A 13,702-nucleotide genomic window follows, 5' to 3' on the forward strand; every position below is an offset into this window, starting at 1 on the left:
AGAAACTTCCGTAACTGGACTCGAGAACGGCACTCATGCTTGACCCGCAACTACTCAGACACGACCTCGAAGGCGTCGCCACCAAGCTGGCGCGTCGTGGTTATCACCTCGATATCGAGAGCTATGCCTCGCTGGAGGCGCGGCGCAAGGAACTTCAGACGAAGACCGAAGAGCTGCAGGCCGAGCGCAACCGGCGCTCGAAGTCGATTGGCCAGGCCAAGGCCGCTGGCGAGGACATCGAACCCTTGCTGGCGAAGGTCGGCCAGCTGGGTGATGACCTCAAGGCAGCGAGCGAGGAGCTCGAGCAGGTGCGCCACGAGCTCGAGCGCGTTCAGCTCGATATGCCCAACCTGCCGGACGATGCTGTCCCCGACGGCGACGACGAGTCCGACAACACCGAAGTGCGCCGCTTCGGCGAGCCGACCGAACTGGAATTCGAGCCACGCGATCACGTCGAGCTCGGTGAGTTGCTCGCCGGCATGGACTTTGAACGAGCCGCCAAACTTTCGGGCAGTCGTTTTGCGGTGCTGGGTGGTCAGGTGGCCCGGATGCATCGCGCGCTCGCCCAATTGATGCTCGACCTGCATACACAGGAGCACGGTTATCGCGAGATGTACGTGCCCTATCTCGTGCTGGACAAGGCCATGCAGGGTACCGGCCAGTTGCCCAAGTTCGGCGACGACGCCTTCACCATCGACGACGATCCGGCGCGTTACCTGATTCCGACCGCCGAGGTGCCGTTGACCAACCTGGTTGCCGACGAGATTGTCGATGCCGATGCGCTGCCGCTCAAGTTCGTTGCCCATACCCCTTGCTTCCGGCGCGAGGCCGGCGCCTACGGCAAAGACACGCGCGGCATGATTCGTCAGCACCAGTTCGACAAAGTCGAGCTGGTACAGATCGTCCGTCCCGAGGATTCCGATGATCAGCTGGAAGCGCTGACCGGCCACGCGGAGCGGGTCCTTCAGGCGCTGGAATTGCCTTACCGGGTCATGACACTGTGTGCCGGCGATATGGGTTTTTCGGCGCGCAAGACCTATGACCTCGAGGTCTGGTTGCCCGGCCAGCAGGCCTACCGCGAGATTTCATCATGCTCCAACTTCGGGGATTTCCAGGCCCGACGCATGCAGGCGCGCTGGCGCAATCCGGACAGCGGCAAACCCGAACTGGTCCACAGCCTGAACGGCTCGGGCCTCGCCGTCGGCCGCGCCCTGGTCGCCGTGCTCGAAAACTATCAGCAGCGCGACGGCTCGGTCGTCGTGCCCGAGTCGCTGCGATCGTATATGGGTGGCCTCCAGCGGCTCGAAATTCCGGCATAAATGACTCAGGTGTTCAGGGTTCAGGGTTCAGGATCGCTTGCAGAAGCCGCAGGATGGTTGCCGATGAGCTTGGTGCCTTACTCGCCGTGCGCATGGAAGACACCGGGGCTATCCCGAACCCCGAACCCCGAACCCCGAACCCCGAACCCCGAACCCCGAACCCCGAACCCCGAACCCCTGAAACCTGAAACCTAGATGACGATCCACAACTTCTCCGCCGGTCCCTCGATGCTGCCGCTGGAAGTGCGCGAGCGGTTGAGCGAGGCCCTGGCGGTGTCGGCCGACGGATCGCCCTCCATTGCCGAGGTCTCGCATCGCGGTCCGCGTTTCATGGCGGTGGCCGAGGAGTTGCACCAGCGCCTGCGCGAGCTGACCGGTATTGGCGAGGAGCACGCCGTGCTGCTGCTGCACGGCGGCGCCAACTGCCAGTTTGCCCAACTGCCGATGAACCTGGTCGCTGATCGCACGGCCGCCTACCTGATATCCGGCCATTGGGGGAAGAAGGCCCTGGCCGAGGCCGAGCGCATTACGAACGTGGAAGTGGTTGGCAGCAGCGAGAATGTCGACTTCACCGATTTACCCGAAATGGGTCACTTGCCGACCGACTGCGCCTACCTGCACTACACCGGCAATGAAACCATTCATGGCATCCAGTACGAACGGCCGCCGACGGTGGCGGTGCCTCTGGCCGCCGATCTGTCCTCGGAATTCCTGTCCCGGCCCTATCCTTACAGCGATATCGCGGTCACTTATGCGGGGGCGCAGAAGAACCTGGGGATTGCCGGGTTGACGGTGGTACTCATTCGGCGCGATCTCCTGGAACGTGTCCCGGAGAATCTGCCGCGTTTTCTGGACTATCGCAGCTGGGCGAAGGAACTGAGCCTCTACAACACGCCCGCCGGCCTGGCCTGGTATGCCGCGCTCGAGACGCTTCGCTGGATCGAGCGCCGTGGTGGGCTGGAAGCCGTGGCCGATCGCAATCGCGCCAAGGCCGGGCTGCTTTATCACGCCATCGACGAATCCGGCTTCTGGTCCAATCCGGTAGCCGAGCACTGTCGTTCGGTCATGAATGTGCCGTTCTGGCCGGCCGAGGAGGCGCTGGTGCCGAAGTTCGTCGAGCAAGCCGAGCAAATCGGTCTGCAGGGACTGAAAGGGCACCGCGCCCTCGGCGGCCTGCGGGCCAGCCTGTACAATGCCCAGACCCTTGATGCGGTGGAGACCCTCGTTGACTTCATGCGGGAATTCGAACGGCGGCACGGATAAGATCGACCTCAACGAGATCCGTAGACAGATCGACGGGCTCGATGAGCAGATCCAGGGTCTGATCGCCGAACGCGCCAAACTGGCCCAGACCGTGCGCTCGGCCAAGGGCGAGGCGGCCACGCCGGCCGAGTATTACCGGCCCGATCGCGAAGCCCAGGTGCTTCGCCGCGTGATCGAACGCAATACAGGTCCGCTGGCCGACTCGGTCATGCTGCGACTGTTTCGCGAAATCATGTCGGCCTGCCTGGCCCAGCAGGAGCCGCTGCGCGTCGCCTACCTCGGTCCGGAAGGCACCTTTACCCAGCAGGCGGTGTTTGCCCAGTTCGGGCACTCGGTCAGCGCCAGCTCCGAGACCGGTATCGACGAAGTGTTCCGGCGCGTGCAGGGTGGCGAGGTCGACTTCGGTGTCGTGCCGGTCGAAAACTCCTCGCAGGGCATCGTCACCCACACGCTCGACATGTTCATGCATTCGGATGTCCGCATCGCCGCCGAAGTCGAGTTACGGATTCACCAGCATCTTCTGACACGGGCTCGATCGCTCGGGGAGATCGAACGAGTCTATGCCCATCAGCAGTCGTTGTCGCAGTGCCGGATGTGGCTGGCCGGGCACCTGGAGCACGCCGAGTTGATCGCGGTTTCCAGTAACGCCGAGGCTGCACGCCGGGTTCGCCACGCGCCGGATGCGGCGGCGATCGCCGGGCGTAACGCAGCCGAGATCTACGGCATTCCCGTGTTGTTCGCCAATATCGAGGATCACGCTGACAATACGACGCGCTTTCTCGTGCTGGGTCGTGAATTACTGCCGCCCTCGGGCGTGGACAAGACCACGCTGATGGTCGCCGGTCTGGACGGCCCGGGCGCGCTCTTCGGCCTGATCGAACCGCTGTCGAAACACGGCGTCAATATGACGCGAATCGAGTCGCGCCCTTCGCGCGAGCGCCGCTGGGACTACACGTTCTTCATCGACGTCGAAGGGCACGTCGACGATCCGGGGCTCAAGGAAGCCCTGGCCGAGATCGAGACCCGCGCAGCCCAGGTCCGCATCCTCGGCTGCTACCCCCGCGCCGTCGTCGGCCGCCTGCCGGGCGAGGATGGTGCCTAAGTGGTGATTCTTGAAAAAGAAAAAATATTGTCCACAGATGAACACAGATGAACACGGATAAAAACAAAATCAATTCGAGTGACAAGAGCTAGCTCACGCTGGAACAGGCTGTCCTGTTCAAATGATTGTTTTTTGTTTTTTAAGTCTTTTTCTTATATCTGTGTTTATCTGTGTTCATCTGTGGACATATAGGATTTAAGGTTTTTGATGTTTTTGAAGGAAGTTGAATGAAGCAACGCGATTACTCTGATCTGGCCGCACCGGGTGTGCGGGATTTGACGCCTTACACGCCGGGCAAGCCGATCGACGAGCTCGAACGCGAGTACGGTGTGAGCGACTCGATCAAGCTCGCCTCCAACGAGAACCCCCTCGGTTCCAGCCCGAAAGCGCTCGAGGCCGCGCGGGCCGAGCTCGACGATGTCTGGTTATACCCTGACGCCAACGGTTTTCATCTCAAACAGGCCCTGGCCGAGAAGCACGGCGTACCAATGGAGACGATCACCCTGGGGAATGGCTCCAATGATGTACTCGTGTTCCTCGCACAGGCTTTCCTGCAGCCGGGGCTGGAATCGGTGTTTTCGCAGTACGCCTTCGCCGTCTACCCGATCGCTACGCAGATGGTGGGTGCCAAGGCCAACATTGCCCCGGCGCTGCCGGTCGATCATCCGGCCATGCCGCTCGGGCACGACCTGCGGGGATTGTTCGAGCGAGTTGGTGACCAGACGCGGCTGGTCTTCGTCGCCAATCCCAACAATCCGACCGGCACCTGGCTGGACGGCGAGCGTTTGAAGGATTTCGTCGGCTCGCTGCCGCCACACGTCATCTGCGTGGTCGACGAGGCCTACACCGAGTACGCCGAGTCCGACACGCTGGGCGATGCCTCGACCTGGCTCGAGGAGTTTCCCAACCTGGTCGTCACCCGGACCTTTTCCAAGGCGTATGGTCTGGCCGGCCTGCGCGTGGGCTATGCGCTGTCGAATCCCGGCATCGCCGACCTGCTCAACCGCGTGCGACCGGCCTTCAACGTCAACGCGCCGGCCCTGGCGGCGGCGCGGGCCGCGCTAGACGACCACGATTTCATCGAGCGCACGCGCAGGATGAACGCCGAGGGTATGGCGCAGCTGTCCGCCGGCCTGGATCAGCTCGGGCTTTCGGTGATTCCCTCGGCGGCCAATTTCCTGCTGGTCGGCTTCGACCGGTCCGGGGCCGAACTCAATGAGGCACTGCTCCAGCGCGGCGTGATCGTACGACCGGTGGGCAACTACGGCCTGGACAACTATCTGCGCATCACCATCGGTACACCCGAGCAGAATGAACGGCTGCTTTCAGCCTTGTCGGAAGTGCTATAGCCGATGAGGTTGATCGTCGCTCCCGCAGCTCGGGCGCTGAATGGTCGATACCGGCCGCCGGGTGACAAGTCGGTGTCGCACCGTGCCGCCATCCTGGGTGGATTGGCCACCGGCGAAACCGAAATCCGCGGTTTTCTTGAAAGCGCCGACACGCGCGCCACCCTCGGCGCGATGCAGCGGCTGGGCGCCGGGATCGACGAATCCGACGGCATTATTCGCATGCATGGTGGGGGGCTGCGGGCGCCGGAGGCACCGCTCGATCTCGGCAATTCAGGAACAGGCATTCGCCTGCTGGCCGGCGCACTCGCCGGGCATCCGAGCCTGCAGAAGGCCCGGATCGAATTGATCGGAGATGCATCGTTGTCGCGTCGGCCGATGAGTCGCATCATTGACCCGCTGGCGTTGATGGGCGCGCGAATCGACAGCCGGGAGGGCAGGGCACCGCTGGTCATCAAACCGGTTCCGCTGATTGGGAGAAGGCATGCGCTGAATGTCGCCAGTGCCCAGGTCAAGTCGGCCGTTCTCCTGGCGGGTCTGTTTGCCAAGGGAGAAACCGTGGTGGTCGAGCCGGGGGTGAGCCGCGACCATACCGAGCGCATGCTGCCGGCATTCGGGGCGTCACTGCACGACGGCGATCCGGGCGTGGCCATCCATGGTGGACAGTCGCTGTCGGGATGCCGTATCGACGTGCCTGGGGACCTGTCCTCGGCTGCCTTTATCCTGGCGGCAGGCTTGCTGGTGGAAGGTTCGGAAATCAAGCTGGATGGCGTCGGTCTCAACCCGACCCGCAGCGGCGTCATCGAGATCGTCCAGGCCATGGGCGCCGGCCTGGTAATGGAGGGTGACCAGACCGAAGGCGGGGAGCCGCTTGGCCGTTTGACCGTTTCGGCCAGTTCCCTGTCCGGCGTCGATATCGCGCCCGATCTGGTGCCGCTGGCCATCGACGAGTTTCCCCTGATCATGGCGCTTGCCGCCGCGGCCGGCGGCCGGACCCGGGTTCGCGGTGCCAGCGAACTGCGCGTCAAGGAATCCGACCGGATCGCCGTGATGTGCCGTGAACTGGCCCGGCTGGGCGTTGAGCTGGAAGAACTCGACGACGGCGCCATCATCACTGGTGGCCGGATCCGCGGCGGGGAAGTGGACAGCCACGGCGACCACCGCGTGGCCATGAGCCTGGCGGTGCTGGGCCTCGTCGCCGAGGGTCCGGTCGCTATCGACAATGCCGAGTGGATCGAAACGAGTTATCCGGGGTTTGTCGATGACATGAGAGCGTTGGGGGCGGAGATGGAGTGGAAATAAAGGTTCGCTTGTTTGCTGGTTGGCTCGTTCGCTGGTTCGGCAGTAGCCTGTAGTGGAGTCGACCTATAATGCCGTGCCAACAAGCCAATAAGCCAAGCAATTGACGTGAACAAGCCAACCAGCCAACCAGCCAACCAGCCAACAACCGGCGAGCCGCCGGTGCTCACCATCGACGGCCCCTCCGGCGCCGGCAAGGGGGCGGTTTCGGCGATCGTGGCCGAGCGCCTGGGCTGGCACCTGCTCGATTCCGGCGCGGTTTATCGCGCGGTGGCGCTGGCCGCGATCGATCGCGGCGTAGATCCGGAGGATGAAGCGGCCCTGGTGGCAGTGTGCGAGACGCTGGATCTAGAGTTTCGCGCGGGCGAGGACGGCATTGTCGTTCTGCTCGACGGCCGCGCCGTCGACGAGCGGCTGCGAAGCGAGGCGGTATCGATCATGGCGTCGAGGGTGGCCTCCAAGCCAGCCGTGCGCCGCGCACTGCTGGGCTTGCAGCGTGAATTCCGCCGGTCACCGGGCCTGGTGGCCGACGGCCGGGACATGGGAACGGTGGTGTTCTCCAACGCGCCGGTGAAGGTCTTCCTGGACGCCAGCGTGGACGAACGCGCACGCCGCCGGCATAAACAGTTGAAAGAAAAAGGAGAAAGTGTTAAATTCTCCCGTCTTTTTCATGACCTTGCCGAGCGCGACCGCAGGGATCGTGAACGAGCCGTCTCGCCGACGGTTCCGGCACCGGACGCGACGGTCATCGATTCGACCGAACTGGCGCTGGAACAGGTGGTCGAACGGCTCCTCGATCTGGTCGCCGAGCGACTGGATGGTGAAAGGAAAATCTGAAGCGAAGTCCCGGCCCCGCGGTTCGCGGAGGTCGGATTTTTTCACGAGCGTCTGTCGACTGGACGCGGAAACCAGAGAGAAAAGCGCACCTTGAATGCCAACGCAGCGCAGATCTTGCAGGAAGAACCAAGCGTAATGACCGAATCATTTGCCGAACTATTTGAACAGAGTATTGCCGAGAAGGACCTTCGCCCCGGTGCGATCGTCATGGGCAGAATTGTCGATATCCGCGACGACGTCGTCATCGTCAATGCCGGGCTGAAGTCCGAGGGTATCGTTCCCATCCACCAGTTCCGCAAGCCGGACGGCGAACTGGAAGTGGAAGTGGGCGACGAAGTGGAAGTGGCGCTGGATACCGTCGAGGACGGTTTCGGCGAAACCCGCCTCTCGCGCGAGAAGGCCAAGCGGGCCCGGGTCTGGACCAAACTGGATCAGGCCCACGAGAACGAAGACAACGTGATCGGTCAGATCTCCGGCAAGGTCAAGGGTGGCTTTACGGTCAACATCGACGGAATCCGCGCATTCCTGCCCGGTTCGCTGGTCGACGTTCGTCCTGTTCGCGACCCCGCTTATCTCGAGGGCAAGGATCTCGAGTTCAAGATCATCAAGCTTGATCGTCGCCGCAACAACCTCGTTGTCAGCCGCCGCGCGGTGGTGGAACACGAATACGCCGCCGAGCGCGAAGACCTGATCGAACGCCTGACCGAAGGCGCAGTGGTCAAGGGTGTGGTCAAGAACCTCACCGACTACGGTGCCTTCCTGGATCTGGGTGGTATCGACGGCTTGTTGCACATCACCGACATGGCCTGGAAGCGCGTGCGCCATCCGTCCGAGGTTGTGGAAGTCGGCGATGAGCTGGAAGTGCGCGTGCTGCGTTTCGATCGCGAGCGCATGCGCGTCTCGCTCGGTCTCAAGCAGCTGGGTGACGATCCCTGGGAAAATATCGATCGCCGCTATCCGCCGACGACCCGCCTGTTCGGCAAGGTCACCAATATCACCGACTACGGCTGCTTCGTCGAGATCGAGGACGGTGTCGAAGGCCTGGTTCACGTCTCCGAAATGGACTGGACCAACAAGAACGTCAACCCGGCCAAGATGGTTCACGTCGGCCAGGAAGTCGAGGTCATGGTGCTGGATGTCGACGAAGAGCGTCGCCGTATCTCGCTTGGCATGAAGCAGTGCACTCCGAACCCCTGGGAAGCCTTCGCCGCGACCCACAACAAGGGCGACAAGGTCTCCGGGGCGATCAAGTCGATTACCGACTTCGGTATCTTCATTGGCCTGGAAGGCGGTATCGACGGCCTGGTTCACTTGTCCGACATCTCCTGGATGACCCCGGGCGAGGACGCCATCCGCAACTTCCGGAAAGGTGAGGAAGTCGAAGCGACCGTGCTGGCCGTCGATCCGGAGCGCGAGCGCATCTCGCTGGGTATCAAGCAGCTCGAGCAGGATCCGTTTGCCACCTACATGGCCGAGCATCCGCGTGGTTCCGTCGTCAACGGTACGGTCAAGTCGGTTGATCCGAAGGGCGCTGTGGTTGAGCTGGCCGACGGCGTGGACGGCTACATCAGGGCCTCCGACCTGTCCGAAGAACGCGTCGACGACGCGACCAAGATGGTCTCTGAAGGAGACAAGATCGAAGCCAAGTTCGTCGCCCTGGATCGCAAGACTCGCAACCTGACCCTGTCGATTCGGGCCAAGGATGACGCCGAGCTGGCCGACGCGGTCGACCAGTACAAGCGCTCTGGAAGCGGTGGCAGCACGACGCTGGGCGACCTGCTCAAGGAGCAGCTCGAAAACAAGGACGACTGAGACCGACGCTGCCGATCAAGGCGCCATCGCACGGTGATGGCGCCGCATCGGTCCCGCGCGGGGAGGGGCTATGACCAAATCCGAATTGATCGAATGCATGGCCGGGGAGCAGAACCACCTCAGCCAGGCCGACGTCGAACTGGCGGTTCGCTGTCTTCTCGAGCAGATGAGCCGGGCCCTGTCGGAAGGGGAACGAATCGAAATTCGCGGGTTTGGCAGTTTTTCGCTTCACTATCGCCCACCCCGGATGGGGCGCAACCCCCGCACCGGCGAATCAGTAGCCCTGCCGGGCAAGTACGTGCCGCATTTCAAGCCGGGCAAGGCGCTGCGCGAGCGAGTCAACGACGGGACATCGTCGGACTGATGAGCGCATGTTCCGCTGGCTCCTGATTCTTCTCGTTCTTGCCGCTGCCGTAACCGGGCTAGTGGTCGGCGTGCTGAATGCCGATGCGGTCAGCCTGGACCTGCTCGTTTTCCAGGTCTCCCTGCCGCTCGGAGCGCTGGTGCTGCTGGCGCTGGCCGTTGGCCTTGTGACTGGCCTGGTGCTGGCCTGGTTGCTGTTCTATCTTCCCGGCCGCCTGCAGCGCTCGAATCGCTCCCGCAGTAAAGACAAGGGGACAGAACTGACTGATCGGCCCAATGGCTGAACTGGTCGTACTCTTTCTTCTCCTGCCGATTGCCGCCGCCAGTGGCTGGTACCTGGCACGGCGCCAGAGCGCGAGCCGCAACCGCAAGCGTGCGAGCGCATTCTCCAGTAACTACTTTCGCGGACTCAACTACCTGCTCAACGAGCAGCCCGACAAAGCCATCGAGGTCTTCCTCAAGCTCGTCGAGGTCAATCCCGACACGGTCGAGACTCATCTGGCCCTGGGCAGCCTTTTTCGGCGGCGAGGCGAAATGGACAAGGCCATTCGCTTTCACAAGCACATCATCACCCGCCCGGGTCTGACCGATGAGCAACGCGCGCAGGCGCTGATGGAGCTCGGCGAAGACTATATGCAGGCAGGTCTGCTGGACCGTGCCGAGTATCTTTTCTCCGATCTGCTCGATCATGATGATTCTCATATTCGGCCGGTGCGTCAGCTGCTCGAAATCTACCAGCAGGAAAAAGACTGGGAGAATGCGATCGTGCAAGCTCGTCGACTTCGCCAGGTCGACGGTGAAAGATCAACGTCCCTGATTGCCAGTTTCCACTGCGAGCTGGCACGCCAGGCGCTCGATGGAGGCGATATCGAGGCCGCGCGCCGCTCGCTGAGACAGGCTCGGCGCTATGACCCGAACAGCGTCCGCGCGCACCTGATCCAGGCTGAACTCGCCGCGCGTGACGAAGAATGGGAGGATGCTGCCGAGCATCACCGGCTGGCCTGCGAAATCGATCCGGACTGCCTGAGTTTTGCGTTCGATGCCGTACTGGAGAGTCACCAGCGGGCCGATCGTCTGGCGGAATTCGAATCATGGCTCGAAGCCCTGGTTGAACGCAGCCCCATGACGACGGCGATTCTGGCTCTGGCGCGCATGAAGGCGGCACGGGATCCGCGTTCCGCCGTTGCGTTTTTGCTCACCCATCTTTCGAAGCGCCCCACTGTCCGCGGGCTGGACTACCTCATCGATCTCGTCTACCGGCAGGGCGCCAGCCTGGATGAGGTAGGCCCGGAACTGATCCAGGATATTCTGCAGCGCCTGCTCGAAGACCAGCCGAGATACCGTTGCGAGCACTGCGGTTTCAGCGGCAGTTCCTGGCATTGGCTTTGCCCGGGCTGTCGGCGCTGGAACACGACGCGCGCGATCACGGGCGTGCTTGGCGAGTGATGGTCGAGCCGACGGGCTGGCTCTTTCTTGCCGGCGCGATGATCTCGGCCGTTCTTACGTGGCCGCTGCGCCGGCGCCTGTTGCGCGATCGATTGCTGGATCTGCCCGGTGCGCGCCGCAGCCACGCCGAGCCGACACCGCGCGGCGGCGGGTTGGCGATCGTCGCCGCACTGGTGCTGATCTGGGTAGCCTGGCCAGGGGCGCTGGCCGGCTGGTGGCAGCCCATGACTGTGGTGGTTTTCATGGCCGTAGTCGGTTGGCTGGAAGACCGTCATGAACTGCTCGCGCGTTGGCGTTTTCTATCGCAGTTCGCGGTAGCTGTGTTCCTGCTTTATTCCGTGGGCGGATTACACACCGTGTCGGTATTCGGTGTGCCGATTGGCGCTACCTGGCTCTGGAGCGGTCTCGGTGTCGTGGCTGTGATCTGGCTGATCAATCTCTACAATTTCATGGATGGCTCCGACGGCATGGCGGCGGGGCAGGGACTCTGGGCAGGCGCAGTTAGCGCAGTGCTCTTCGAGTTGGGTGGTCACTCGGATCTGTCGGCCTTTGCGCTCGCTGCTGCGGCAGCCTGGGGCGGTTTTCTACTCTGGAATCGGCCGCCGGCTCGGATTTTCATGGGGGATGTCGGCTCCCTTTCCTTGGGTGCCATGGTGGCCAGCTGCGCCGTTCTTGGGGCGACGACCGGGGCCATCAGCATCTGGGTGAGTTTCATGATTTCATCGCTGTTCGTAGTCGACACGACCGCGACCCTGGCCTCGCGCGTCCGTCGGGGGGAGCAGTGGTATACTGCGCATCGGCAGCATGCGTATCAGCGGTTGCTCGATTTGGGCTGGAGTCATGCCCGGGTGTTCGGGCTTTACCAGTTGATCAATGTGCTCTTGGTGTTGCCGATCATCGCGGCCGTCGTTCGCTGGCCGCATCTGGACACCGTTCTGGCTGCCGGTCTGGCGGTAATTCTTGCCGTGGGGTGGCGGGTCGTCCAGTCGGCTGCGACTAGTGAATAACTACTAAGGCGTGATTGTGATCGAACAGCCGGAAAAGCGAGGGTCGTTTCTCAATTTGCGTGCACTGGTTGTCGCTCATGACCTGATCATGGTCGTCGCGGCGTGGCTGCTGGCACGGCTGGCATCGCTCTGGTTGTTGGGCAGCCCGTCCATGGACTGGCAACAGGTGGTCATCGAGGCCAACCTGATCATCATTCTCCAGGGTTTCCTGCACTGGCGTGCCGGCCTCTATCGAGGCGTCTGGCGTTTTGCCAGCCTGCCGGATCTGGGCAACCTGGTTCGTGCCGCCGTGCTGGCCGCCGTTTCGGGAGCGGCCGTTCTCCTGGTCCTGGACGCGCCGCTTGAGCTCATGGTGCTGATGGTCTGGCTGTTTCCGGCCTTGCTGCTGTTCAACCTGGGTGTGCCCCGGTTGATGTACCGAGTTTTCAAGGACATGCGCCTGGAAGTCCACCGTCGGCGCCAGACCCATCGCACGGTCATTCTCGGTGCCGGGCGCTCGGGCCGTTTGCTGCTTCCGGAGTTGCGCCGTCGGGGCGGTTTCGACATCGTCGGATTTCTGGACGACGACCCCAGCCTGCGCCACACGGAAATCGACGGCGTGCCGGTGCTGGGCGACATCGTCGGGTTGCCGCGCATTGCCCGCGAAGCCGACCTCGACATGGCGGCGATTGCGATCCCGTCGGCGACCAATGCGCAGATGCAGCGAGTGGTCGAGATCTGCGAACGCGCCGGCGTGGAATTCCGAACCGTGCCGACGCTCAAGGAACTGGGCGCGACGCTGACGCGCTTCGACGATCTCAAGCCGGTTGCCATCGATGACCTGCTTGGCCGTGAGCCGGTGTCGCTGGACTGGGAATCGATTCGCGCCGGCCTGGCCGGAAAGCGCGTACTGGTGACCGGCGGCGGCGGATCGATCGGTGCCGAGCTTTGTCGACAAATCGCTCGACTGGATCCGGCCGGTTTGGTGGTTCTCGACAACAGCGAATTCAATCTCTATAGCATCGATTATCGGCTCAGGGCGGAGTTTCCCGATCTGATGGTCGAGGCCGTGCTCGGTGACGTGTGCGATTCGGCCACGGTGGAAACGGTGATCAAGCGGGCACGTCCCGAGGTGATCTTCCACGCCGCGGCCTACAAGCACCTGCCGATGCTGCAGAATCAGGTGCGCGAAGCGTTCCGCAACAACGTGGTCGGAACGCGCCGCGTGGCCGATGCGGCGGTCCGCTACGGTGTCGGCACGTTCGTGCTGATTTCCACCGACAAGGCGGTCAACCCGTGCAACGTCATGGGCGCGACCAAGCGTATTGCCGAGCTTTACGCACAGCATCTCAATCAGTCTTCGGACACGAAGTTCATCACCGTGCGCTTCGGCAACGTCCTCAATTCCACCGGTTCGGTCGTGCCCCTGTTCAATGAGCAGATCCGGCGCGGCGGGCCCGTGACCGTCACGCATCCCGAAATCACCCGCTACTTCATGACAATCGCCGAGGCCGGCCAGCTCATCCTGCAGGCGGGCGTACTCGGTCGTGGCGGCGAGGTATTCGTTCTCGACATGGGCGAGCCGGTGCGGATCAGTTTCCTGGCCGAGCAGCTTATTCGTCTCGCCGGAAAGGAACCCGGCCGCGATGTCGAGATCGTCTATACAGGCCTGCGCCCGGGTGAAAAGCTGTTCGAAGAACTGTTCCATGAAGACGAGTCGTACGCCACGACCGCGCATGAGAAGATTTTCCTCTCGCGCGGAGCGAGTCAGGGCCTGGACGGCATCGACGAGAGGCTGCGCCGGGCCGAGGCCGCCGTCATGCGTTACGACAACAGTGAGCTCAGGACCATCCTGCTCGAGCTCGTGCCGGAGCTGGGCAAGGTGCCCCGACGCGACCGAAAGGTGATTCCACTAAGCGGCTGATCCCG

At 62.8% G+C, this 13,702-nt stretch carries 12 protein-coding genes; all 12 read left to right on the forward strand.

Annotated features, from left to right (window positions below; genetic code table 11):
- The first annotated feature begins 35 nt into the window (after positions 1–35).
- The 12 genes from serS to ACDC66_RS09600 all read left to right on the forward strand — a co-directional run bounded on the left by serS (position 36) and on the right by ACDC66_RS09600 (position 13,697).
- Positions 36–1,319 carry a serine--tRNA ligase gene (gene serS, locus ACDC66_RS09545; RefSeq protein WP_376696478.1) on the forward strand — a complete coding sequence of 428 codons (1,284 nt, stop codon included), beginning with the start codon at positions 36–38 and terminating at the stop codon, positions 1,317–1,319.
- 195 nt (positions 1,320–1,514) lie between these two features.
- Positions 1,515–2,582 (forward strand): 3-phosphoserine/phosphohydroxythreonine transaminase, encoded by a 1,068-nt coding sequence (gene serC, locus ACDC66_RS09550; protein WP_376696479.1) that lies wholly within the window; start codon positions 1,515–1,517, stop codon positions 2,580–2,582.
- A complete protein-coding gene (gene pheA, locus ACDC66_RS09555; protein ID WP_376696480.1) occupies positions 2,545–3,684 on the forward strand; it encodes a prephenate dehydratase in 1,140 nt (379 codons plus the stop codon). Before serC ends, pheA begins: the two co-directional genes overlap by 38 nt.
- 227 nt (positions 3,685–3,911) lie before the next feature.
- Entirely contained in the window at positions 3,912–5,033 is a 1,122-nt protein-coding gene (gene hisC, locus ACDC66_RS09560; protein ID WP_376696481.1) for a histidinol-phosphate transaminase, read from the forward strand.
- A 3-nt stretch (positions 5,034–5,036) separates the two neighbouring features.
- On the forward strand, positions 5,037–6,332 hold the full coding sequence (gene aroA / locus ACDC66_RS09565; protein ID WP_376696482.1) for a 3-phosphoshikimate 1-carboxyvinyltransferase: 1,296 nt from the start codon (positions 5,037–5,039) through the stop codon (positions 6,330–6,332).
- Positions 6,333–6,437: 105 nt separating this feature from the next.
- Positions 6,438–7,166: a (d)CMP kinase gene (gene cmk / locus ACDC66_RS09570; protein WP_376696483.1), complete on the forward strand. Its 729-nt coding sequence runs from the start codon at positions 6,438–6,440 to the stop codon at positions 7,164–7,166.
- Positions 7,167–7,256: 90 nt separating this feature from the next.
- Entirely contained in the window at positions 7,257–8,978 is a 1,722-nt protein-coding gene (gene rpsA / locus ACDC66_RS09575) for a 30S ribosomal protein S1 (protein WP_376696484.1), read from the forward strand.
- Positions 8,979–9,048: 70 nt separating this feature from the next.
- Positions 9,049–9,342 carry an integration host factor subunit beta gene (locus ACDC66_RS09580; protein WP_376696485.1) on the forward strand — a complete coding sequence of 98 codons (294 nt, stop codon included), beginning with the start codon at positions 9,049–9,051 and terminating at the stop codon, positions 9,340–9,342.
- Between the two features lie 7 nt (positions 9,343–9,349).
- On the forward strand, positions 9,350–9,625 hold the full coding sequence (locus tag ACDC66_RS09585) for a lipopolysaccharide assembly protein LapA domain-containing protein (RefSeq protein WP_376696486.1): 276 nt from the start codon (positions 9,350–9,352) through the stop codon (positions 9,623–9,625).
- Entirely contained in the window at positions 9,618–10,787 is a 1,170-nt protein-coding gene (gene lapB / locus ACDC66_RS09590) for a lipopolysaccharide assembly protein LapB (RefSeq protein WP_376696487.1), read from the forward strand. The genes ACDC66_RS09585 and lapB overlap by 8 nt, the downstream gene beginning before the upstream one ends.
- A complete protein-coding gene (locus ACDC66_RS09595) occupies positions 10,787–11,794 on the forward strand; it encodes an MraY family glycosyltransferase (protein WP_376696488.1) in 1,008 nt (335 codons plus the stop codon). The genes lapB and ACDC66_RS09595 overlap by 1 nt, the downstream gene beginning before the upstream one ends.
- Before the next feature lie 16 nt (positions 11,795–11,810).
- Positions 11,811–13,697: a polysaccharide biosynthesis protein gene (locus ACDC66_RS09600; protein ID WP_376696489.1), complete on the forward strand. Its 1,887-nt coding sequence runs from the start codon at positions 11,811–11,813 to the stop codon at positions 13,695–13,697.
- Positions 13,698–13,702 lie beyond the last annotated feature (5 nt).

Origin of the sequence: Wenzhouxiangella psychrophila (assembly GCF_042310375.1) — a bacterium.
In the GTDB taxonomy this organism is placed as follows: domain Bacteria; phylum Pseudomonadota; class Gammaproteobacteria; order Xanthomonadales; family Wenzhouxiangellaceae; genus Wenzhouxiangella.

What these genes read in the sequence shown, in the direction of transcription:
- serS (WP_376696478.1), top strand. Translation starts at nt 36, where the DNA reads ATGCTTGACCCGCAACTACTCAGACACGACCTCGAAGGCGTCGCCACC.
- serC (WP_376696479.1), top strand. Translation starts at nt 1,515, where the DNA reads ATGACGATCCACAACTTCTCCGCCGGTCCCTCGATGCTGCCGCTGGAA.
- hisC (WP_376696481.1), top strand. Translation starts at nt 3,912, where the DNA reads ATGAAGCAACGCGATTACTCTGATCTGGCCGCACCGGGTGTGCGGGAT.
- aroA (WP_376696482.1), top strand. Translation starts at nt 5,037, where the DNA reads ATGAGGTTGATCGTCGCTCCCGCAGCTCGGGCGCTGAATGGTCGATAC.
- ACDC66_RS09580 (WP_376696485.1), top strand. Translation starts at nt 9,049, where the DNA reads ATGACCAAATCCGAATTGATCGAATGCATGGCCGGGGAGCAGAACCAC.
- ACDC66_RS09585 (WP_376696486.1), top strand. Translation starts at nt 9,350, where the DNA reads ATGTTCCGCTGGCTCCTGATTCTTCTCGTTCTTGCCGCTGCCGTAACC.
- lapB (WP_376696487.1), top strand. Translation starts at nt 9,618, where the DNA reads ATGGCTGAACTGGTCGTACTCTTTCTTCTCCTGCCGATTGCCGCCGCC.
- ACDC66_RS09595 (WP_376696488.1), top strand. Translation starts at nt 10,787, where the DNA reads ATGGTCGAGCCGACGGGCTGGCTCTTTCTTGCCGGCGCGATGATCTCG.